This window comes from Serratia sp. CY43202, from assembly GCF_052168755.1.
Taxonomy (GTDB): domain Bacteria; phylum Pseudomonadota; class Gammaproteobacteria; order Enterobacterales; family Enterobacteriaceae; genus Serratia; species Serratia bockelmannii.
In genome coordinates this window covers 103,662-124,115 of record NZ_JBJNMB010000005.1, presented here as the reverse complement: position 1 = coordinate 124,115, position 20,454 = coordinate 103,662, and the positions used below count along the sequence as shown (strand labels likewise).

The window sequence follows — 20,454 nt, the reverse complement described above, 5'->3', positions numbered from 1 at the left end:
TTATGCGGTTTTCATCGCCCCTGGCGCGGCGCAGAAAATTTATGCGCGGGCGCTTGAATTAACCATCGGGCGTGATAGGTTATTTATTCGCTATTTTTGGTTTTTTATTCAAAACTCGCCGTGTCATCAAGCTGCAGCACTGGGCGGTTAACGTGATGGGTTCGACGTATGCGGCGGTTAACTTCGGCAGGAGGATGTGATGAACGATAAAACGGCACGCCCGCAGGATGTGGTTCAACAACAGCTTGACGCCTATAACGCCCGCGACATCGAGGCCTTTATGGCCTGCTGGGCGGACGACGCGCAGTATTACGAGCATCCCGACACGCTGCTGGCCAGCGGCAAGGCGGCGATCCGTGAACGACATCTTGTGCGTTTCCAGGAGCCGAGTCTGTATGGCGAACGGATAAAACGCATGGCGGTGGGGAATATGGTGGTCGATCAGGAAGTGGTGACGCGCAACTTCCCGCAGGGGCGCGGCAAAATGGATGTCATCGCCATTTACGAAGTGGAACAGGGGCAGATCGCCAAAGCCTGGTTCAAGATCGGCCCCTGCATGCCGGATGAAGGTGCGCTCTAGCCGCAATGCCGCTCACTTAAGCCTGAGTGGCATTTTTCTTATCCAGCCTCTGGGCGTTCTGTGCAGGGGAATTGCCGTCAATGTTCCGCATTTCTTTGTGGCCAACATGAACGGCAATTGTAGGGGCCGATGGCGCGGCCCCTACACCCGCGCCTTTGCTTAACACCGCCTGTCCGCTGCGCGGATACCCTCGCCGTGTCTGCATTGTCGGGCGGGTCGGCTGCGACAAACGTCCCTGTTAGTCTCGCCTCAACCGGCCTTCCCTGGCCGGTTGCCCCTGACAACGCCGCCTTGCTCGGCAGCCGGTGATGCGCGTTAAAGGTCAACACCCGAGCTGGCAGCTACCGGGAAATCTGCCGCTGATGAGGTTATGGCAGAGAAGTTGGAGATGAGCGCGGTGTTGGGCGCCCTTGAAGACGCCGAACGCAGGCATAGCGCATTAGGAGAAACCGCCATGGACGGCGGTTTCAGGTGAGACAGGCAGGGACGCCTGTCGCAACCGGCCTCAATGTGCTATGGCGGAGAGAGGGCAGTTGGCAAAGCCAACCGTCTGATAGGGCAAAGGCGCGGGTTGCCAGGGGCCGCGCCTTTGGCCCCTGGCTCGGTCGAGGTGCGTGAGCCACATGAGGCATCTCACTTTTATCGACCGAAAATGTCACGAACGCCTGCAGAAAAACGCTTAACTGAATCAGCATTGTGCTCTAGCCGCGCCTTATTGCAACGCCATCACCGCCTCAATTTCCACACACACTGCGGGTGAGAACAACGCGCTGACCGCCATCAGTGAACAGGCCGGCAGCGCGCCGTCGAAATAGTCAAACAGCACCGGGCGCACGCCCGCCAGATCGGCGATGTCGGTCAGGAACACGCTGATTTTAATCAAGGCCTTGAGATTCACGCCTTCGCTGGCGGCGATGGTCGCCAATTGCTCGAGGATCTCCTGCGTCTGTTCCGGCGCGCTTAAGCCTTGCGCGTCGGTGGCGAAGGCCGTCAAGCCCGACACATACAGGCGATCGCCGTGGCGCACCGCATGCACATAGGGGCCGCCCGGCGTAGGCAACTGCGGATAATTCGTGCGTTTTAATGATGTCATGATCAAACCCCGCGCAAGACCGGTTAATAAAAGCGACAAACTTGGTTAGGATACTGAGGAAACGGCGGCCAGACGCCGCACACCGATGATATATGAGCGTATCATCCCTCTTTATTTTATACGTCGTCTCTCACCCGAATGTGACAGTGCGGCGCAGATCGGCCACAAGGACGCATGAGACGATGAACCCGCTTTTTACTCCCTACCTGCAACGCTGGCAACTGGAACAGGACGGTAAAGCCTTCGAAACCCACAGCAGCCTGCTGATGCCGGTGCGTTACCGGGGCGAGGCCGCCATGCTGAAGATCGCCCGCGAGCAGGAGGAGCGCTTCGGCGGCCAGCTGATGTGCTGGTGGCGCGGGGAAGGCGCCGCGCAGGTGTTGGCGTGGCACGAAGACGGCATTCTGCTGGAGCGCGCACAGGGCGAAAGCTCGTTGGCGCAGCTGGTGCGTGACGGCGACGATGAGCAGGCCACGGCGATCCTGTGCCGGGCGATCGCCGCCTTGCATGCGCCGCGCGCGGCACCGCTGCCCGAATTGATCCCGTTGCAAGAGTGGTTCAGCTCGCTGTGGCCGGCGGCGCAGGCGCACGGCGGCATGCTGCGTCTCAGCGCCACGACGGCGGCGGAATTGCTGAGTAGCCCGCGAGATGAAAGCGTGCTGCACGGTGATATCCACCATGACAACGTGCTGGACTTCGGCGAACGCGGCTGGCTGGCGATCGATCCCAAGCGTTTGTACGGCGAACGGGGCTTCGATTACGCCAATATCTTCTGTAATCCCAACTACGGCATCGCCACCGATCCGGCCATTTTCCAGCGGCGCGTAGAACAGGTCTGTCGCTTGGCCGGGCTGGAACGCCGGCGCTTGCTGCAATGGATCCTGGCCTGGGCGGGGCTCTCCGCCGCCTGGTTTATGGAAGACGGGCAGGCGGCGGATATCGACTTCCGCGTGGCCGAGCTGGCGGCGCGCGCGTTGGATCTCCCGTTGCCGGCCGGCGATTCAGGGTTCATCCTGCCAGTAATCGAGCGAGGCTGAAGGGCGTTGCAGATAACGCACCTGTTCGCCGTCATTGCCGCGCGCCATCGCCTGGTATTTGCCTGAGTCCGGATACATCACCACTTCCGGCTGTTCGCGCGTGCTGACGGACAGGTACTTCAGCGGCGCATCGGAGGTGTTGATGATCTGGTGCGGGTATTCCGGGCCAGGCGGAATGAAAATGACATCCCCGCTGACGATCGGCAGCATTTCTCCGGCCACGCGCAGCGTACCGCTGCCTTCCAAAATGATGAACATTTCCTCCTGAGCGTAGTGAAAATGGTAGGGGCAGGAGCGCATGCCCGGCGCCACACAATCGAAAGAAGCGCCCAGCTTGTCGGCGGCGGTGCCGGTGCCGAGACGAGCGCCGACGCTGTCATACAGCGGCGGCCGCCGGTCATGCTTCATCTCTACCTGTTCGACATTGCGTATCAGGCGCTGGGCCAACAGCGCGGCTTTCTCGGTCATAAGCTTCCTTGGTGACGGCGTCACTTATTAGGTGGATTGACATTCAGACGACAGAGAAAGTGAAGGCGCCACGGCGTCGCTTGTCAATGTAGACCGCCCGTTACGCCTCGGTGGTTCGCCGCGGCAGCGACAGCAGCAGATGGGCGATGGCGCCGCCGACAATGCCCCAGAAGGCCGAACCGATGCCGAGCAGCGTGACGCCGGAGGCGGTGATGAGGAAGGCGATCAGCGCCGCGTCGCGCTGCTTTTCATCATGCAGGGCGCGTTGCAGGCTGCCGCCGATGGTGCCGAGCAGCGCCAGCCCGGCGATGGTGTGGATCAGGGCGACCGGCAACGCGCTGAACAGCAGGCCGATGGCGCCGCCGAACAGCCCGGCCAGCAGGTAGAAACCGCCGGCGGCCACCGCGCCCATATAGCGTCGCTGCGGATCGGGATGCACGTCCGGCCCCATGCAGATGGCGGCGGTGATCGCGGCGATGCACACCGAGAAGCCGCCGAACGGCGCCAGCAGCAGTGCGGTCAGCGCCGTCCAGGCGATCAGCGGTGAGGTGGGGACGCGGTAGCCCGCCGCCTGCAGCGTGGCGATGCCGGGGGCGTTTTGCGAAGCCATGGTGACCACGAAGAAGGGCACGCCGATGCCGAGCAGCGTCGGCCAATTGAAATGCGGCGCGATAAATTCCGGCATGGCGAACGCCGGCGCTTGCTGCGTTAGCTGGATATTGCCCTGCAGCGCGGCGATCGCCAGCCCAACCGCCAGCGTCAGCACGATGGCGTAGCGCGGTTGATAACGGCGGCTGAGCAGATAGGCCAGCCCCATGCCGGCGCTGAGGGGGAAATTGAGCTGCAGCGAAGCGAAGGCGTCCAGCCCGAAACGCAGCAAGATCCCCGCCAGCATCGCCGCAGAAATCGCCTGCGGGATGTAGTCCATCAGGCGGGCGAACAGCCCGGTGACGCCGCACAGCAGGATCAGACCGGAAGCGAAGATAAACACGCCGATCGCCTCGTTGATCGGCGTGCCGGGCAGGCTGGTGACCAGCAGCGCCGCGCCGGGCGTCGACCAGGCGGTGAGGATCGGGGTGCGGTAGTAAAGCGAGAGCCCGAGCGAGGTGACACCCATCGCGATCCCCAGTGCGCTCAGCCAGCCGCCGATCTGCGCCGGCGTGGCGCCTGCGGCGGCGGCGGCCTGGAAAATGATCGCGGCAGAGCTGGTGTAACCCACCAGAACGGCGACAAAGCCGGCCATGATGGCGGGCAGGGTCAGATGGCGCAGGGAGAGGGCTGGGCGCATGAGGAGCTCCAATCGGTAATTGTGCGTTATAACGCACGACAAGAAATCAGCATAGCACCGTGCGCTATAGCGCACAAGCGGGTATAATCGGGCACGATACGCAGAGGAGAACAGGATGCAGGAACTTGCCGGCCATTTGGCGCACACCCTTCGCACGCTGCGCACACAGCGCGGCTGGAGCCTGACGCAGGCGGCGGAATACACCGGCGTCAGCAAAGCGATGCTCGGGCAGATTGAACGCGGTGAATCCAGCCCGACGGTGGCGACGCTGTGGAAGATCGCCACCGGCTTCAACGTGGCGTTCTCCGCCTTTCTTGAGGCGTCGCCCGCTCAGCAACAGGCGACGCTGCACCGCTACGGTGAACTGCCGGTGTACGATCAGGACAATGCTGATATGCGCGTGGTGCCGCTGTTTCCCTACGACCGCCAGCTGGGTTTCGATATGTTCGTCATCGATCTCGCACCGGGCGCGCTCAGCGAATCGTCGCCCCATGAGCCGGGCGTGATCGAGCATGTGATCGTGATCAGCGGCCGACTAGAATTGGCGATCGACGGCGAATGGCACAGCCTGGCGGCCGGCGAAGCGATGCGCTTTCAGGCCGATCGGCCGCACGCCTACCGCAACGCCAGTTCACAAACGGTGCGCATCCACGATCTGATCCACTATCCTCAATCCTGACTCAACGCGGTGGCCGCGGGCTTTGACTCCGCGCCGCCAAACGCCTACCTTGTTGAAAATGACTCTTATTTCACAGGCTGTCGCCCATGACGGGGCGGCGTTGTAGCCGACTCAAAAGGAGCTTGATTTTGCCGGTCACCAATCGACGTCAGTTCATTAAACTCAGTGCGCAAACCGCAGGAGCCGTATTCGCGATGACTTCATTACCTAACAGTATCCGCCTGGCGATGGCGGCGGAGGGCGGCGCGGCCGCCGGCGATGACTTCCTGTGGCTGGAGGAGCTGCAGGGTAAAAAAGCGCTGCAATGGGTGCAGCAGGAAAATCAGCGCACCGTGGCGCGTTTCGGCCAGGGCGAAGACTTTCAGCGCATTGAGCGCGAGGTGCTGGATATCCTCAATAAAGACACCCAAATCCCGTGGGTGAGCAAGCGCGGCGAGTACTATTACAACTTCTGGCAGGATCAGGCCAACCCGCGCGGCCTGCTGCGGCGCACCACGCTGGACGAGTACCGCAAGGCCAAACCGGCCTGGGAGACGGTGCTGGATATCGATGCGTTGGGCAAAGCGGAGGGCAAGGATTGGGTCTATCAGGGCTCGCAACCGCTGGCGCCGGAATACCGTTATTGCCTGATGCAGCTGTCGCCGGACGGCGGTGACGCCACCGAGATCCGCGAATTCGATCTGGTGGCCAAACGCTTCGTCAAAGACGGTTTTAATGTACCGGTGGCGAAAAGTCGGGTCTCCTGGGTCGATCGGGATACGCTGTTCATCGCCACCGATTTCGGCCCCGGCTCGATGACCCAGTCCGGCTACGCGCGCATCGCCAAGCGCTGGCGGCGCGGCACGCCGCTGAGCGCCGCCGAAACGCTGTACGAAGCGCAGCCCGAGGACATGGCGGTCTTCGCCTATCACGACCGCACACCGGGTTTTGAGCGCGATTTCGTCGGCCGCAGCCTGGACTTCTACCGCCGCGACTATTTCTTGCTGATGCAGGACGGCCGGCAGAAAAAAATCGATATCCCGGCCGACGCCGAGCTGGATACGCATCGGGAATGGCTGCTGATCAAACCGAGCAGCGACTGGGAGGTGGGCGGCAAGCGCTATCCGTCCGGCGCGCTGCTGGCGGCCAACTTCGATGACTATCTGGCGGGTAAGCGCGAGCTGCAACTGCTGTTTACCCCAACGGCGGAGCAGGCGCTGAGCGGCTACAGCGGTACCCGCGATCATCTGATCCTCAGTATCATGGATAACGTGGTCAACCGTCTGGAAGTGCTGACGCCGCAGGGCGGCAGCTGGCAACGTCGTCCGCTGGGCAACCCCGGCGCCATCAGCACCATCTCCGCCGGCGGCATCGACGAAGAGAGCAACGCCTATTTCCTGACCATCAGCGGATTCCTGCAGCCGACCTCGCTGTATATGGGCAACCTCGACGGCGGTGAGGCGACGCTGCTGAAACAAGCGCCGCAGGATTTTGACGCGTCAGGCTACCAAGTGAGCCAGCATTTTGCGCGTTCCAAGGACGGCACCCGCGTGCCGTATTTCCAGATTGCCGCCAAAGATCTCAAACCGGACGGCAGCACGCCGACGCTGCTGTATGGCTACGGCGGGTTTGAAGTGCCGCTGTTGCCGGGCTATCTCGGCGGCAAGGCGCCGGCCTGGCTGGAACGCGGTGGGGTATACGTGGTGGCCAACATCCGCGGCGGCGGCGAATACGGCCCGGCCTGGCACCAGGCCGCGCTCAAGCAGAACCGCCATCGCGCCTACGAGGATTTCGCCGCCGTGGCCGAAGATCTCATCGCACGCCAGGTGACCTCGGCGCCGCATCTCGGTGCGCGCGGCGGCAGCAACGGCGGCCTGCTGGTGGGCAATATGCTGACGCTGTATCCGCAGCTGTTCGGCTGCATCGTCTGCGAAGTGCCGCTGCTGGACATGCAGCGCTATACGCAGCTTTCCGCCGGCGCGTCGTGGATCGCCGAATACGGTGACCCGAGCAAGCCGGAGGAGTGGGCCTACATCAAGACCTTCTCGCCGTACCACAACATTCAGACGCAGACGGCCTATCCGCCGGTGTTGTTCTATACCGCGACCAGCGACGATCGGGTCAACCCGGCCCACGCGCGCAAAATGGCGGCGCGCATGCAGGCGATGGGGTATCAGCAGGCTTATTTCTATGAAAATACCGAAGGCGGGCACAGCGCCGCCGCCGACAAGCAACAGGCGGCATTCCACAGCGCACTGGTAAGCGAATTCATGTGGGCCAACCTGAGCGATAAACCCAAATCAGCGTAAACCCGTTTATTGCGGGCATAAAAAAACACCGGGGCGTTAACCTCGGTGTTTTTATTTACGCCCAATCTGCCGACGATCAGTGAGCCGCGGTGGCTTCCTGCGCTTTCTGATTGGCGTCTTCGGTGGTATCCAGCGTCATGCGGTACAGTTTCGGCGCGGTCAGCATCATCAGGATAGCAATGACGGCGGTGACGATGCCGATTTGCATAAACACATGGCTGTAGATGGCCAGCGAAGCGTGCGCGTCGTTGATGTCGCTTGGGACGGCGGTCAGACCGGCAACCTTACCGGCGATCAGCGCGGCGGCGGCGGTGGTCAGGAACCAGGAACCCATGATGAAGCCCATCAGACGCTGCGGCACCAGCTGTGCCACCATCGCCAGACCCAGGCCGGAAATCATCAGCTCACCGATGCTCTGCAGCGCGTAGCTCAGGATCAGCCAGTTGACCGACACAATGCCCTGTTCGTTGGCGAAGCTGGCGCCCCATGGCAGCACCAGGAAGGCGCAGGAGCACAGGATCATACCGAAAGCGAACTTGTGCGGCATCGGCAGGCGATCGCCCATTTTGTTATACAGCGCGGCCAGAATCGGGCTGGCGAGCATGATCCAGAATGGGTTCAGCGCCTGATACTGCTCAGGCTCGAAGGCGATGCCGAAGATGCTGTGTTCCACGTTGTGGATGGCGAAGAAGTTCAGTGAGGTTGGCATTTGGCTGTACAGCACGAAGAACACCACCGCTTCCAGCATCAACAGGAAGGCGACGATCATCTTGCGGCGTGCGGCGCCGTGCAGGGCGAAGGTTTCCTTGGCGAACACCAGCACGATGCCGGCGGAAACGAGGGCCAGCGCCCAGCGCGCGATCACCTGGTTGTGCAGCAGCCAGCTGGACACGGCGATCAACGCCACGATGCCGACCAGCACCATCAGCAGTTTCGGCAGATGCAGCGGCTTGAAGTCAGGCTTGGAGCCGTTTTCCTTCACCCACTTGTGGCACATCATAAAGTTGACCAGGGTGATCAGCATGCCGACCACGCTCAGGGAGAACGCCACGCTCCAGCCGTATTTCGCTGCCAGCCACGGGGTGGCCAGCATGGAGAAGAAGGAACCGATGTTCACCGACATGTAGTACATGGTGAAGGCGCCGTCGAGACGCGGATCGTCTTTCTCATAGCAGGTGGACAGCAGGGAGGACGGGTTAGCCTTGAACAGGCCGCTGCCCACGGCGATGGTCGCCATACCCATGTAGACCCAGAAGATGTCGTGGCCGGAGTAGGCCACCATGGCGTAACCGGCGGCCAGCACCAGTGCGCCGAGCACGATCACGCGTTTGGCACCCAGCACCTTGTCGCCCAGCCAGCCGCCGATGGCGACGAAGCCGTATACCAGGGCGCTGAAGGAAGAGAACAGGGTGATGGAGTCGGCTTCGCTCATGCCGAGCATCTTGACCAGATAAACCGCCATGATGCCCTGCAGGCCGTAATAGCCGAAACGCTCCCACAGTTCGATCGAGAAGATCAGATAGAACGCTTTCGGTTGTTTGAACGCGTTAAGGCTAACGCTCTCCGGGTGTTGGTTGTTTGCTGTTGACACTGGTACCTCTGTTTTTTCGCAGCCCGTCTTTGGAGGACGGGAAAGTACAAAAGTTGATGCGGAACGGCATCCTTTTGCGTTGTTATAGGATGGGGACGGCGGTTAATGTTCACTATCTTTGTCAACGTGGCAAGCAGTTTGTCATATTCGGTTACATTTAACGCTCGCAGGATTATGCTGCGATGTTGCAAATGTTATGCAGTATTAACTTTCGGGTTTTAATGATTTGCCGATTTTTTGTTTTGATTAAAAGCTATACGGATTTTAAACAGGGATATATTCTGCTGAATTGCTATTTTTTAGCGCATCAGTGTATGCGTGGTTATTAATCCATTGGAATGTTGTGCATATGACGCATTTTGTAAAATTATAGAAATTTAAGAAAACGGGGCTGGCATTTGTGAACGCCTTGTGATCCTGAAAGCGTGACGTTCACCGCAATTTTCGACTAATATTTCGCTTGAAAATAACACGGCACTGAGTTTTTCACTGAAAACCGTGATAACACCGGGGTTACTGCTGCGCAATATCACATTTCCGATAAAAAAGAGGCGCTGGCGGGGGGAGAGGAAGCGACGGGTGCTGTTTGCCGCACCCAACAGGCTCAGGATTCCGGATAAACCTTTTCTTTATACTCGCACAGGTCTTCGATAATGCAGGAACCGCAGCGCGGTTTGCGCGCGATGCAGGTGTAGCGCCCATGCAGGATCAGCCAGTGGTGGCAATCGACCTTGAATTCGGCGGGCACCACCTTCAACAGCTTCTCTTCCACCTGATCGACGTTCTTGCCCGGCGCGAAGTGGGTGCGATTGCACACCCGGAAGATATGGGTGTCGACGGCGATGGTCGCCCAGCCGAAGGCAGTATTGAGCACCACGTTGGCGGTCTTGCGGCCGACGCCCGGTAGTGCTTCCAGCGCGGCGCGATCCTCCGGTACTTCGCCGCCGTGCAGCTCCAGCAGCATGCGGCAGGTCTTGATCACGTTTTCGGCCTTGCTGTTGAACAGACCGATGGTCTTGATGTACTCCTTGACGCCATCAACCCCCAGCGCCAGCATGGCGGCGGGGGTGTTGGCGACCGGGTACAGCTTGGCGGTCGCCTTGTTGACGCTTACGTCGGTGGCCTGCGCAGACAGCAGCACCGCAATCAGCAGTTCAAATGGCGTGGTGTACACCAGCTCGGTGGTCGGGTGCGGGTTGTTGTCGCGCAGCCGGGTCAGAATTTCCAGTCGCTTCTGCTTGTTCATCAGGCCTTCTCAGCACGTCCTTGTTCCAATAGCGGTTCCACTGCCACGGCGCGGGCTTTGCGCGCCTTCATTCTTTCGTCGATCAGATATTTGACCGCCAGCAGCAGCCCCAGGCCGATAAAGGCACCCGGCGGCAGCATCGCCAGCAGGAACGGGCTGTCGAAGTGCACCACTTCGATGCGCAGCGACTTGGCCCAACTGCCCAGCAGTAGGTCGGCACCGTCGAACAGCGTGCCGTTGCCCAGCAGTTCGCGCATCGAGCCCAGCGTCACCATCACGCCAGTAGCGCCGAGACCGATAGCCATGCCGTCCAGCGCCGAGAGGCCGACTGGCTTCTTGGCGGCCACCGCTTCGGCGCGGCCCACCACGATGCAGTTGGTCACGATCAATGGAATAAAGATGCCCAGCGACTGATACAGCCCGAAGGCATAGGCGTTGATCAGCATCTGCACGATGCTCACCACCGCGGCGATGATCATCACGTAGATAGGAATACGCACCTCGCTCGGTACCCAGCGGCGCACCGCGGAGATGGAGGCGTTGGTCAACGTCAGCACCAGCGTGGTGGCCAGCCCCAGGCCCAGCGCGTTGGTGACGGTGGACGTCACCGCCAGCAACGGACACATGCCCAGCAGCTGCACCAGGGCGGAGTTATTTTTCCACAACCCCTGGACGATCAATTCTTTGGCTTCACTCATTCGCTGGCTCCACACGCAGGTAAGCTTTCAAGTTTAGGCGGCAGCGTTTCCATATACAACGCCGTGCGGCGCACCGCATTGACCACCGCACGCGGGGTGATGGTCGCGCCGGTGAACTGGTCGAACATACCGCCGTCTTTCTTCACCGCCCAGCGCTTATCGTCCGGGCCTTCGATTTTCTTGCCGCTGAAGAAAGAAATCCAGTCGGAAATGCGCAGTTCAATTTTGTCACCCAGCCCCGGGGTTTCGTGGTGTTCAATCACCCGGGTGCCGAGCACCGTGCCGTTGAAATCGGCGCCGACCAGCAGTTTGATAGCGCCGGAGTAGCCGTCCGGCGCGGTGGTTTCCAGCGCGGCGGCGGTCGGCTGCCCGTTTTTGCGCGCCAGGTACAAACGGTGCGGCGCGCCGTCGCCCAGCGCCGGATCGCTGACCAGGAAGCATTCGTTCTGCATGATGTTGTCGTAGTTTTCCGGTGGCACCACCTGATCGAGCAGCGCTTTTTGCTGCAGCGCCGCCTGATGGGCGATGGTGGTTTTCGTCAGGGCGTAGACCACGGCGGTCAGGCCGGTGGTGACCGCCGCAAACACCGCCAGCGTGGTGCCGTGCTTTCTCATGGAATTCAGCATGGCGGCTCCTTAGCGATGGCCGTACACGCGCGGCTGCGTGTAGTGGTCGATTAACGGGACGGTGATGTTGGCGAGCAGCACGGCGAAGGCCACGCCGTCAGGGTAGCCGCCATAGACGCGGATCAGCCACACCAGCACGCCGATCAGCGCGCCGTAGATCAAACGGCCCTTCGGCGTGGTCGAGGCGCTGACCGGATCGGTGGCGATAAAGAACGCGCCCAGCATGCTGGCGCCGGAGAACAGGTGGATCAGCGGCGAAGCCTGATGCGCCGGATCGATCCACCAGGCCAGGCCGGAACAGAAGGCGATGGCGGCCAACATGCTGAACGGGATCTGCCAGTGGATCAGGCGGCGCGCCAGCATAAACAGGCCGCCGGCCAGGAAGCCGAGGTTGACCCACTGCCAGCCGATGCCGGCCAGGGCGCCGCCGAACAGCGGCTGCTGCAACACCTGTTCCACGCTGTGGCCGCTGCGCAGGCCGGTTTTGAAGCCGTCGAGCGGCGTGGCCTGGCTGATGCCGTCCACGCCCATCTGCAGTTCGTGCAGCGTCGCGCCTTGCGAGGTATGGCCACTGAAAATGGTCAGCAGCGTGTCGTGGAGCGACAGCGCAGTGGCGCGCAGCTCATCCGGCGGCAGCCAGCTGGTCATCTGCACCGGGAAGGAGATCAGCAGCACCACGTAACCGACCATCGCCGGGTTGAACGGGTTTTGCCCAAGGCCGCCATACAGCTGTTTGGCGATAACGATGGCGAAGAAGGTGCCGATGACGATCATCCACCACGGCGCGAGCGGCGGCAGGCTGATGCCGAGCAGCAGCGCGGTCAGCAGGGCGGAGTTATCCGCCAGCCGGCTGCGCACCGGCAGCTTGCGCAGCCTGAGGATCGCGCCTTCCGCGGCCAGCGCGACGATCGCCGCCAGCGCCACCTGGATCAGCACGCCGTAGCCGAAAAACCAAATCTGCGCCGCGATGCCGGGAATGCACGCCAACATCACCCACAGCATAATGCGGCTGGTGCTTTGCTGGTTGTGGGTGAAAGGCGAGCTGGCGATGTGTAAGCCTTTGGCGGCTGTGGGTGATACCGGCCTGAACTTCATAGAGTAACGATACCTTCTGCGCCGCGCCTGCGGCAGTTTCGATGCGCCGAATTGCGGGCGCGGCAAAAAATAATAGCCGAGCATTCTACCTGATTCGATGCGAGGGTAATACGCCTTAATGGTAGGGGTATTCGGCTTTCCGCACATCTGGCGATCGGGACGGCGCGATTTGATTTTTTTTTGGCCGGTAAATGGGCTAACGTGAGGAATTGTCAGTGGAACTTGTGCCGCCATCGACCGCGGGAAATGGGTTAAGCGTCTGAATGAGATATCATTTTTCTCCAGATTTCCGCACAAAATAACAACTTTCACATAATCCGTGTAGGTTACTATCGCGAACATTATTGAGTCAGTGAATCCATAATAATGACAAATGAAGACATTTTTTTTATTGAAGAGCTAATTGAGTGGGTGGAGATACATCTGGAGAAACGGCCAAACCTGGATGAAGTCGCGCGTATTTCGGGCTATTCCAAGTGGCATCTGCAGCGTAAATTCAAGCGTATTACCGGCATTCAACTCGCCACCTATATCCGTTCGCGCATCCTGACGCGCGCCGCGGTGGCGCTGCGCATTACTCGCCGCTCCATCATCGACATTTCCGATGAGCTGGGCTTCGATTCACAGCAGACCTTCACCCGCATGTTCAAGCAGCGCTTCGGCACCACGCCCAATCGCTACCGCTCGATGGCGCACTGGGACGTGAAAAACCTGATGCCGCGCTTTAACTTCGAAGCCAGCTACGGTGCCGGTTATTATCCGGAAGTGAAGCGGTTGACGCTGCCCGACATGCAGTTGGTCGGTTTCACGCGCCGGTTGGATTTCGCCTCCGAACAGGAGCTGGAATATTCTTCCTGCATGGCGATGAAGGACGAGATTTTCAACGACTTCTTCAAGGGGTTGCACGTTGACTGTCGGCGAATTTACAGCATTTATTCTCCTCATGCCGGGGAGGGCGACGAGCTCTCGTCCACGTTGGTGATGGCGGTCGATCCTGAACACAAAAAGGATATTCTTTCCAACCATCAGATCGACACCTTCCATCTGCCGAGCCGCGAGTTTATCTCCATCAACCATAAGGGCACGGCGAAAGAGTGTCTGCAGTTTTTCGGCTACCTGATGTCGCATGTGATGCCGGGGCTGAAGGATGAGGTGCGCGGCAGTATGGAAATGGAGATCATTCAAACCAAAGAGTGGAACCCCGAGTCCAAACTGCGCCAGATTGAAGTGGATTACACCTACCTGATTTCTATCGATTAAACGGCGCCGGGCTGTGGCCAGGCGCCGCTGTCATCATTTGTCTTCCGTTTCCGCCGTCAGCGATTCCCTGGCGGCTTTTTTGGCTTTGGCGCGGGCGATAGCCGCTGCCACCGCCGCCTTGCGCGGGTCTTCCTCGGCGGCAGCCGGAGCCGGTTCCGCCGCTGCAGGAGCATCCGCCTGCTGCGCGGCTTTCTTGGCTTTTACACGTGCCAGTGCCGCGGCAACCGCGGCTTTGCGCGGGTCTTCCTCGACGGCAGCCGGAGCCGGTTCCGCCGCTGCAGGAGCATCCGCCTGTTGCGCGGCTTTCTTGGCTTTTACACGTGCCAGTGCCGCGGCAACCGCGGCCTTGCGCGGGTCTTCCTCGACGGCAGCCGGAGCCGGTTCCGCCGCTGCAGGAGCATCCGCGTGTTGCGCGGCTTTCTTGGCTTTTAGACGTGCCAGTGCCGCGGCAACCGCGGCTTTGCGCGGGTCTTCCTCGGCGGCAGCCGGAGCCGGTTCCGCCGCTGCAGGGGCATCGGCCTGCTGCGCGGCTTTTTTGGCTTTGGCGCGGGCGATAGCCGCTGCCACCGCGGCCTTGCGCGGATCTTCCTCGGCGGTTGCCGGAGCCGGTTCCGCCGCTGCAGGGGCGTCAGATTGTTGCTCCGCTTTTTTGGCCTTCACGCGCGCCAAGGCGGCAGCAACGGCCGCTTTCCGCGGATCGTCCTCTGTTGCGGCCGGCGCTTCTTTACGCGCTTTCACGCGGGCCAGCGCCGCGGCCACGGCGGCTTTACGCGCGTCGTCGCCGGTGGCCGCCGGCGGTGCTTTCGTTTCCACCTCGGCAGCCAGCTGGGCACGTCGTTCGCGCGCCTGCGCTTTACGTGCTTCGCGGGCAGCGATCATCTCGCTGTTGTCCGGCTGCTGGCCGTCGACCGGCGTAACCGCCGCTTCGGCATTCTTGCTGCGTACGCGCGCCAGCGCGGCCTGCACCGCGCCCTGATCGTCGTCGGTCAGTTTCACGGCGGCCTTTTTATGTCGCTCTTCGCGCGCCAGTTTCTCGCGCTCCAGACGGGCCTGCTTGGCTTCGAAACGGGCCTTGGCCTCGGCGGTGCGCGCCGCCTCCAGATCGATAGCCTTGATTTCGGCCTTTTCCTGACGGTAGTACTGCACCAGCGGAATGTTGCTGGGGCAGACGAACGCGCAGGCGCCGCATTCGATGCAATCGAACAGGTTGTGGTTACGTGCCTTGTCGTGCTCCTGCCCGCGGCTGAACCAGTACAGCTGTTGCGGCAGCAGCCCGGCGGGGCAAGCGTCCACGCACAGGCCGCAGCGGATGCAGGATTGCTCGGGTTCCTGCGGCGTCATTTCATCGACCGTCGGCGCCAGAATGCAGTTGCTGATCTTGACGATTGGCACGTTCAGCGCGGGCAGGGTGAAGCCCATCAGCGGGCCGCCCATGACCACCATCTGCTGCGCCTGCGGGCGGAAACCGGCGAAGTCAAGCAGGTGCTGCACCGGCGTGCCGATGCGCGCCCACAGGTTGCCGGGGCGCTCGATAGCGTCGCCGGTCAGGGTTACTACGCGCTCAATCAGCGGTTCGCCGTCGACGATCGCTCGCTTGATGGCGAAGGCAGTGCCGACGTTTTGCATCAATACGCCAATAGCTGAGGAGTGCTTGCCGTGCGGCACTTCCTTGCCGGTCAAAATTTTGGTCAGCTGCTTGGCGCCGCCGGACGGGTATTTGGTCGGGATGACGCGCAGCGCAATGCCGGTTTGGCCGCGCAGCGCCTGTTTCAGCGCCGCGATCGCCTCCGGTTTGTTGTCTTCGATGCCGATCAGCGTGAGCTTGGGTTGCAGAATGTGTTGCAGGATCTGCGTGCCTTCAATGATCTGATCGGCATGTTCCTGCATCAGGCGGTCGTCAGCGGTGATGTAAGGCTCACACTCGGCGGCGTTGAGGATCAGCGTTTCCACGCCGCTCATGCCGCCTTGCAGTTTGCTGGCGGTCGGGAAGCCAGCGCCGCCCAGACCGGCGATGCCGGCCTGATGAATACGTTGAATCAGTTCCGCGACGGGGGATTGACGGTAGTCCGCCACCGGATCGCGCTCGCACCAGCGGTCTTCCCCGTCTGCCTCGATAATCACGCACAGCTCCGTCAGCCCGGACGGGTGAGCGGTGATGTGCGGCGTAATGGCGCTGACGGTGCCCGAGGTCGGGGCATGCACCGGCACGGTGCGGCCGCGGCCGACGGTCAGCGGTTGGCCTTTCAACACCCGATCGCCGGCGTTGACGCACAGCTCGCCTTCCGGCCCCAGATGCTGCTGCAGCGGAATGATAAAGGTCTTGGGCAGGGGAGCGATACGCAGCGGCGCACCGCTGGACTGAGTCTTCATTTCCGGTGGATGGATCCCGCCGTCGAAATCCCAGATCCGGTCTTTTTTAAAGGCGGCGAACAGATTAAGCATGTTGCTCCACGTGGATCACTTGCACCGGGATCGTCTTCATGTCCCACTTCCAGTTGGCGGTGGTGGTAGCGACCGGTCTCATTTCAATACAGTCGGTAGGGCAAGGGGCGACGCACAGATCGCAGCCGGTACAGAGGTCGGTAATGACGGTATGCATGGCGCGGGTGGCGCCGACGATGGCGTCCACCGGGCAGGCCTGAATGCACTTGGTGCAACCGATGCAGTTGGCCTCGTCGATATAGGCCACCTTACGCTCCGGCTCGGCGGCGGCTTCGCTACCCAGCGGCTGTGGCTCGACGTTGAGCAGCTCCGCCAGTTTCAGCATCACCTGTTCGCCGCCTGGCGCGCATTTGTTGATCATCTCGCCGTTGGCCACTGCCTCGGCATAGGGGCGACAGCCGGGGTAGCCGCACTGGCCGCACTGGCTCTGCGGCAGGATTGCGTCGACCTGCTCGGCGACCGGATCCTCTTCCACCTCAAAACGGCGCGCGGCGTAACCCAGCACCAGTCCGAACAGCAGCCCGAGCGCGCTTAAAGCCGCGATAGCTATCCACAACGCAGTCATTAGAATTTCACCAGCCCGGTAAAGCCCATAAAGGCCAGCGACATCAGCCCGGCGGTGATCAGCGCGATCGAGGAGCCGCGGAACGGCGCTGGGACGTCGGCGACCGCCAGACGTTCGCGAATGGCGGCGAACAGCACCATAACCAGCGAGAAACCGGCGGCGGCGCTGAAGCCGTAAACGGCGGACTGCAGGAAGTTATAGCCGAGGTTGACGTTAAGCAACGCTACGCCCAGCACCGCACAGTTGGTGGTGATCAGCGGCAGGAAGATGCCCAGCAGGCGGTAGAGTGCCGGGCTGGTCTTGCGCACCACCATCTCGGTGAACTGAACGACGACGGCGATCACCAGAATGAAGGAGAGCGTGCGTAGATACACCAGATCCAGCGGAACCAGAATAAAGGTGTTGATCACCCAGGCGCTGACGGAGGCCAGCGTCATAACGAAGGTGGTGGCCATTCCCATGCCGATGGCGCTTTCCAGCTTCTTGGAAACGCCGAGGAACGGGCACAGGCCAAGAAACTTCACCAGAACGAAGTTGTTCACCAGTACGGTGCCGACAAACAGGAGCAGGTATTCGGTCATTGCGATGCCTAAAAAAATAAAAGCCGCCTATTATCGGGAATCGGCGGCCGGACGACAACATATGAATCGCAGGGGTATTGCCTTTTTTGGTGAAAATTTACACAAATCACCCAATAAAACGTGCTGCAACTCCCTTTAACGTTCGGTAAAGGTCCCTTTGACCCGCTGCGAACGCTTGATGTAAGGCACCAGCAGCGCCGCCATCAGCAGCGGCCAGCCGAGGCTGCGCACCGCCACTTCATCCGGCACCGGCGCGAAGGCGAAGGCTTTCACCGCCAGAATTACCGTGATCAGCAGCCATAACAAGAACAGCTTGGGGAAGCGCTGCGAACGCTGGCAAAACAAAAACACCAGCCACAGGGTGAAGCACCACATCAAGAGCGTGGTCAGCACCGAAAAGTACCACTGCAGGGTAAATGCCTGGGCGTTGGTCAACAGATAGTCGCGCGACTCGGGCATGAAGATCGCCATGGCGTACAGGAGCAGCATCAGGCTGGCGCTGAGCAGGGTGACGATCAGATAGGCCAACGGGGCCAGCAACCAACCGCCGATACGAGTGTATTCAGCTTGAGACATAAAGGCTTCCTGATTGAAACGGGGATCACAGGCGGCATAGCTTAGCGGGTAATATAGGCTTCGTCATCCCTATCAAGCGGATAGCTCGGCATCGCGACGCTGGGCCGCACGTTTGGCTACGCCGGCCCTGCGTCGAATTAACATCTTATTTACTTCTTGTTCCATCCGGCCGCATGGTGTCAAATCGAAAGGGTCTGTCGTGAGCCAGCAAGAGGAAATCCCATGGCTGAGAAAATTCGTGTCGGGCTGGTCGGTTACGGCTACGCCGGCAAAACCTTTCATGCGCCGCTGATCGCCGGTACGCCGGGGCTGGAGCTGGCCGCCGTCTCCAGCAGCGATGCCGGCAAAGTGCACGCCGATTGGCCGTCGATGACGGTGGTGGGTGATGCGCAGGCGCTGTTCGCCGATCCGGCCCTCGATCTGATCGTCATTCCTACCCCCAACGATACCCATTTCCCGCTGGCGCAGCAGGCGTTGGCCGCCGGCAAGCACGTGGTGGTGGATAAACCGTTTACCGTGACATTGTCACAAGCACAGGCGCTGCAACAGCAGGCGCAGCAGAGTGGTTTACTGCTGTCGGTGTTCCACAATCGCCGCTGGGACAGTGATTTCCTCACCCTTAAAGCATTGCTGAACGACGGTTCGCTGGGCGAGGTGGTCTATTTCGAGTCGCATTTCGATCGCTACCGGCCGCAGGTGCGCCAGCGTTGGCGCGAACAGGGCGGCGTCGGCAGCGGCATCTGGTTCGATTTGGGGCCGCATCTGCTCGATCAGGCGCTGCAACTCTTCGGCAAACCCGAACGGCTGTTTGTCGATCTGGGTGAGCTGCGGCCGGGGGCGCAGGCGGTGGACTATTTCCACGCGCTGCTGAGCTATGGCGATCGCCGTGTGGTGCTGCACGCCAGCATGCTGGCTGCGGCAGAGAGCCCGCGCTACGTGGTGCACGGCACCCGTGGCAGCTATGTCAAATATGGCCTGGATCCGCAGGAAGACCGACTGAAGGCCGGTGAGCGCCTGCCACAGGCCGATTGGGGCTATGACATGCGCGATGGTGTAGTGACGCTGTCACGTGACGATCTGCTGGCTGAGAAACCGCTGCTCAATATTCCCGGCAATTACCCGGCTTATTACGCGGCGGTGCGCGACGCGATTGCCGGCATAGGCGAAAATCCGGTGCCGGCCGCCGACGCCATCGCGGTAATGGCATTGATCGAACTGGGGTTGGAATCGGCCCGGCTGCAGCAGGCGCTGCCGGTGGTCTGATCCCGTTCATTCCTCTGTGCCCGGCGCAACGTCGGGCCTTTTTACGACTTTACGTGCAAGGAAATCCGTTTCATGTCCTGGTTGCAGCGTTTGCGCATTGATAAATTTTTGCTGGTTCTGATTTTTGTGGTGATCGTCGCCTCGCTGTTCCCCTGCGAAGGCATCTGGAAAACCTTCTTTGAACACCTGACTACCGCCGCCATCGCGCTGCTGTTCTTTATGCACGGCGCCAAGCTGTCGCGTGAGGCGATCATCGCCGGCATGAGTCACTGGAAGCTGCATCTGCTGGTGTTCCTCAGCACCTTTGCGCTGTTCCCGCTGCTCGGGCTGGCGATGAACTTGCTGGTGCCGGGCATCATGACGCCGACGGTCTATCTCGGCTTCCTCTACCTGTGCGCGCTGCCGGCCACGGTGCAATCGGCCATCGCCTTTACGTCGGCGGCGGGCGGCAACGTGGCGGCGGCGATCTGCAGCGCCTCGGCATCGAGCATTCTCGGCGTGTTCCTGTCGCCGCTGCTGGTGGGGGCGTTGATGCATACCCAGGGCGGCAATACCGACGTATTGCACGCCATCGGTTCGATCATTCTGCAATTGATGGTGCCATTTGTGGTCGGTCACCTGGCGCGGCCATTGATCGGCAAGTGGGTCGATCGCCATCGCAAGTTGATCAACCTGACCGACCGTTCATCGATCCTGCTGGTGGTGTATACCGCATTCAGCGCGGCGGTGGTGGAAGGGATTTGGCACCGTATCGACGGTTGGTCGCTGCTGACCATCCTGGTGATGTCGCTGGTGCTGCTGACGGTGGTGCTGGTGATCAACACCTATGCGGCGCGCTGGCTGGGCTTCAACACCGCCGATGAAATCACCATCGTCTTCTGCGGCTCGAAAAAGAGCCTGGCGAACGGCATCCCGATGGCCAACGTGCTGTTCCCGGCCGCGGCGGTGGGCGCGATGGTGCTGCCGCTGATGATTTTCCACCAGGTGCAACTGATGGTGTGCGCGGTGCTGGCGCAGCGCTATGCGCGTAAAACCGCCAAACAGCGGGCCGAGGCGGAGGCGCTGGCGGCCAAATAGG

General features: G+C 61.0%; 19 protein-coding genes. 7 read left to right on the top strand and 12 right to left on the bottom strand.

Annotated elements, in window-relative coordinates:
• Positions 1–199 precede the first annotated feature (199 nt).
• Positions 200–580 (top strand): nuclear transport factor 2 family protein, encoded by a 381-nt coding sequence (locus tag ACJ8J5_RS11940; RefSeq protein WP_025302674.1) that lies wholly within the window; start codon positions 200–202, stop codon positions 578–580.
• Between the two features lie 712 nt (positions 581–1,292).
• On the opposite strand, the gene ACJ8J5_RS11935 is transcribed toward ACJ8J5_RS11940, so the two are convergent.
• Entirely contained in the window at positions 1,293–1,673 is a 381-nt protein-coding gene (locus tag ACJ8J5_RS11935; protein ID WP_028128181.1) for a RidA family protein, read from the bottom strand.
• A gap of 182 nt (positions 1,674–1,855) precedes the next feature.
• Here ACJ8J5_RS11935 and ACJ8J5_RS11930 point away from each other — a divergent pair, with 182 nt between their 5' ends.
• Positions 1,856–2,710, top strand: a complete 855-nt coding sequence (locus ACJ8J5_RS11930; RefSeq protein ID WP_025302676.1) for an aminoglycoside phosphotransferase family protein — start codon at positions 1,856–1,858, stop codon at positions 2,708–2,710.
• Here the strand turns inward: ACJ8J5_RS11930 and ACJ8J5_RS11925 are convergent.
• Together ACJ8J5_RS11925 and ACJ8J5_RS11920 are read right to left on the bottom strand one after the other, a co-directional pair.
• Entirely contained in the window at positions 2,675–3,178 is a 504-nt protein-coding gene (locus tag ACJ8J5_RS11925) for a cupin domain-containing protein (RefSeq protein WP_033652588.1), read from the bottom strand. The two genes, ACJ8J5_RS11930 and ACJ8J5_RS11925, sit on opposite strands and share 36 nt — an antisense overlap.
• A 100-nt stretch (positions 3,179–3,278) precedes the next feature.
• Positions 3,279–4,466: a benzoate/H(+) symporter BenE family transporter gene (locus tag ACJ8J5_RS11920; RefSeq protein ID WP_049295487.1), complete on the bottom strand. Its 1,188-nt coding sequence runs from the start codon at positions 4,464–4,466 to the stop codon at positions 3,279–3,281.
• A 115-nt stretch (positions 4,467–4,581) separates the two neighbouring features.
• Here ACJ8J5_RS11920 and ACJ8J5_RS11915 point away from each other — a divergent pair, with 115 nt between their 5' ends.
• Positions 4,582–5,145 carry a helix-turn-helix domain-containing protein gene (locus ACJ8J5_RS11915; protein ID WP_025302679.1) on the top strand — a complete coding sequence of 188 codons (564 nt, stop codon included), beginning with the start codon at positions 4,582–4,584 and terminating at the stop codon, positions 5,143–5,145.
• Positions 5,146–5,339: 194 nt separating this feature from the next.
• A complete protein-coding gene (locus ACJ8J5_RS11910) occupies positions 5,340–7,433 on the top strand; it encodes a prolyl oligopeptidase family serine peptidase (protein WP_197811019.1) in 2,094 nt (697 codons plus the stop codon).
• Between the two features lie 76 nt (positions 7,434–7,509).
• Here ACJ8J5_RS11910 and dtpA read toward each other — a convergent pair whose 3' ends face one another.
• The 5 genes from dtpA to rsxD form a co-directional block, all read right to left on the bottom strand.
• A complete protein-coding gene (gene dtpA, locus ACJ8J5_RS11905) occupies positions 7,510–9,024 on the bottom strand; it encodes a dipeptide/tripeptide permease DtpA (protein WP_025302681.1) in 1,515 nt (504 codons plus the stop codon).
• A 604-nt stretch (positions 9,025–9,628) separates the two neighbouring features.
• On the bottom strand, positions 9,629–10,270 hold the full coding sequence (gene nth / locus ACJ8J5_RS11900; RefSeq protein WP_019455952.1) for an endonuclease III: 642 nt from the start codon (positions 10,268–10,270) through the stop codon (positions 9,629–9,631).
• Complete coding sequence (locus ACJ8J5_RS11895) at positions 10,270–10,968, bottom strand: electron transport complex subunit E (RefSeq protein WP_025302682.1); 699 nt, start codon at positions 10,966–10,968, stop codon at positions 10,270–10,272. The genes nth and ACJ8J5_RS11895 overlap by 1 nt, the downstream gene beginning before the upstream one ends.
• A complete protein-coding gene (gene rsxG, locus ACJ8J5_RS11890; protein WP_025302683.1) occupies positions 10,965–11,594 on the bottom strand; it encodes an electron transport complex subunit RsxG in 630 nt (209 codons plus the stop codon). The genes ACJ8J5_RS11895 and rsxG overlap by 4 nt, the downstream gene beginning before the upstream one ends.
• Before the next feature lie 9 nt (positions 11,595–11,603).
• On the bottom strand, positions 11,604–12,689 hold the full coding sequence (rsxD, locus tag ACJ8J5_RS11885) for an electron transport complex subunit RsxD (protein WP_197831952.1): 1,086 nt from the start codon (positions 12,687–12,689) through the stop codon (positions 11,604–11,606).
• Between the two features lie 366 nt (positions 12,690–13,055).
• On the opposite strand from rsxD, the gene ACJ8J5_RS11880 reads away from it, so the two are divergent.
• Positions 13,056–13,949, top strand: coding sequence for a helix-turn-helix domain-containing protein (locus ACJ8J5_RS11880; protein WP_025302685.1), 894 nt, complete (start codon positions 13,056–13,058; stop codon positions 13,947–13,949).
• A 33-nt stretch (positions 13,950–13,982) separates the two neighbouring features.
• Here the strand turns inward: ACJ8J5_RS11880 and rsxC are convergent, their stop codons facing one another.
• The 4 genes from rsxC to ACJ8J5_RS11860 all read right to left on the bottom strand — a co-directional run bounded on the left by rsxC (position 13,983) and on the right by ACJ8J5_RS11860 (position 18,113).
• A complete protein-coding gene (gene rsxC, locus ACJ8J5_RS11875) occupies positions 13,983–16,391 on the bottom strand; it encodes an electron transport complex subunit RsxC (protein ID WP_414104664.1) in 2,409 nt (802 codons plus the stop codon).
• The gene (gene rsxB / locus ACJ8J5_RS11870) at positions 16,384–16,956 is read right to left on the bottom strand and encodes an electron transport complex subunit RsxB (protein WP_004938428.1); all 573 of its coding nucleotides are present in this window, start codon (positions 16,954–16,956) and stop codon (positions 16,384–16,386) included. The genes rsxC and rsxB overlap by 8 nt, the downstream gene beginning before the upstream one ends.
• Positions 16,956–17,537, bottom strand: a complete 582-nt coding sequence (rsxA, locus tag ACJ8J5_RS11865; protein ID WP_004938443.1) for an electron transport complex subunit RsxA — start codon at positions 17,535–17,537, stop codon at positions 16,956–16,958. Before rsxA ends, rsxB begins: the two co-directional genes overlap by 1 nt.
• 135 nt (positions 17,538–17,672) lie before the next feature.
• A complete protein-coding gene (locus ACJ8J5_RS11860) occupies positions 17,673–18,113 on the bottom strand; it encodes a DUF2569 domain-containing protein (protein ID WP_089180846.1) in 441 nt (146 codons plus the stop codon).
• Between the two features lie 222 nt (positions 18,114–18,335).
• Between ACJ8J5_RS11860 and ACJ8J5_RS11855 the strand changes: the two genes are divergently transcribed.
• Positions 18,336–19,376 carry an oxidoreductase gene (locus ACJ8J5_RS11855; RefSeq protein ID WP_414104663.1) on the top strand — a complete coding sequence of 347 codons (1,041 nt, stop codon included), beginning with the start codon at positions 18,336–18,338 and terminating at the stop codon, positions 19,374–19,376.
• 72 nt (positions 19,377–19,448) lie between these two features.
• Positions 19,449–20,453 (top strand): bile acid:sodium symporter family protein, encoded by a 1,005-nt coding sequence (locus tag ACJ8J5_RS11850; protein WP_142590431.1) that lies wholly within the window; start codon positions 19,449–19,451, stop codon positions 20,451–20,453.
• Position 20,454 lies beyond the last annotated feature (1 nt).

What these genes read in the sequence shown, in the direction of transcription:
- ACJ8J5_RS11930 (WP_025302676.1), top strand. Translation starts at nt 1,856, where the DNA reads ATGAACCCGCTTTTTACTCCCTACCTGCAACGCTGGCAACTGGAACAG.
- rsxC (WP_414104664.1), bottom strand. Translation starts at nt 16,391, where the DNA reads ATGCTTAATCTGTTCGCCGCCTTTAAAAAAGACCGGATCTGGGATTTC.
- ACJ8J5_RS11860 (WP_089180846.1), bottom strand. Translation starts at nt 18,113, where the DNA reads ATGTCTCAAGCTGAATACACTCGTATCGGCGGTTGGTTGCTGGCCCCG.
- ACJ8J5_RS11925 (WP_033652588.1), bottom strand. Translation starts at nt 3,178, where the DNA reads ATGACCGAGAAAGCCGCGCTGTTGGCCCAGCGCCTGATACGCAATGTC.
- rsxB (WP_004938428.1), bottom strand. Translation starts at nt 16,956, where the DNA reads ATGACTGCGTTGTGGATAGCTATCGCGGCTTTAAGCGCGCTCGGGCTG.
- rsxG (WP_025302683.1), bottom strand. Translation starts at nt 11,594, where the DNA reads ATGCTGAATTCCATGAGAAAGCACGGCACCACGCTGGCGGTGTTTGCG.
- ACJ8J5_RS11855 (WP_414104663.1), top strand. Translation starts at nt 18,336, where the DNA reads ATGGCTGAGAAAATTCGTGTCGGGCTGGTCGGTTACGGCTACGCCGGC.
- nth (WP_019455952.1), bottom strand. Translation starts at nt 10,270, where the DNA reads ATGAACAAGCAGAAGCGACTGGAAATTCTGACCCGGCTGCGCGACAAC.
- rsxD (WP_197831952.1), bottom strand. Translation starts at nt 12,689, where the DNA reads ATGAAGTTCAGGCCGGTATCACCCACAGCCGCCAAAGGCTTACACATC.
- ACJ8J5_RS11880 (WP_025302685.1), top strand. Translation starts at nt 13,056, where the DNA reads ATGACAAATGAAGACATTTTTTTTATTGAAGAGCTAATTGAGTGGGTG.
- ACJ8J5_RS11940 (WP_025302674.1), top strand. Translation starts at nt 200, where the DNA reads ATGAACGATAAAACGGCACGCCCGCAGGATGTGGTTCAACAACAGCTT.
- ACJ8J5_RS11920 (WP_049295487.1), bottom strand. Translation starts at nt 4,466, where the DNA reads ATGCGCCCAGCCCTCTCCCTGCGCCATCTGACCCTGCCCGCCATCATG.
- ACJ8J5_RS11895 (WP_025302682.1), bottom strand. Translation starts at nt 10,968, where the DNA reads ATGAGTGAAGCCAAAGAATTGATCGTCCAGGGGTTGTGGAAAAATAAC.
- rsxA (WP_004938443.1), bottom strand. Translation starts at nt 17,537, where the DNA reads ATGACCGAATACCTGCTCCTGTTTGTCGGCACCGTACTGGTGAACAAC.
- ACJ8J5_RS11910 (WP_197811019.1), top strand. Translation starts at nt 5,340, where the DNA reads ATGACTTCATTACCTAACAGTATCCGCCTGGCGATGGCGGCGGAGGGC.
- ACJ8J5_RS11935 (WP_028128181.1), bottom strand. Translation starts at nt 1,673, where the DNA reads ATGACATCATTAAAACGCACGAATTATCCGCAGTTGCCTACGCCGGGC.
- ACJ8J5_RS11915 (WP_025302679.1), top strand. Translation starts at nt 4,582, where the DNA reads ATGCAGGAACTTGCCGGCCATTTGGCGCACACCCTTCGCACGCTGCGC.
- ACJ8J5_RS11850 (WP_142590431.1), top strand. Translation starts at nt 19,449, where the DNA reads ATGTCCTGGTTGCAGCGTTTGCGCATTGATAAATTTTTGCTGGTTCTG.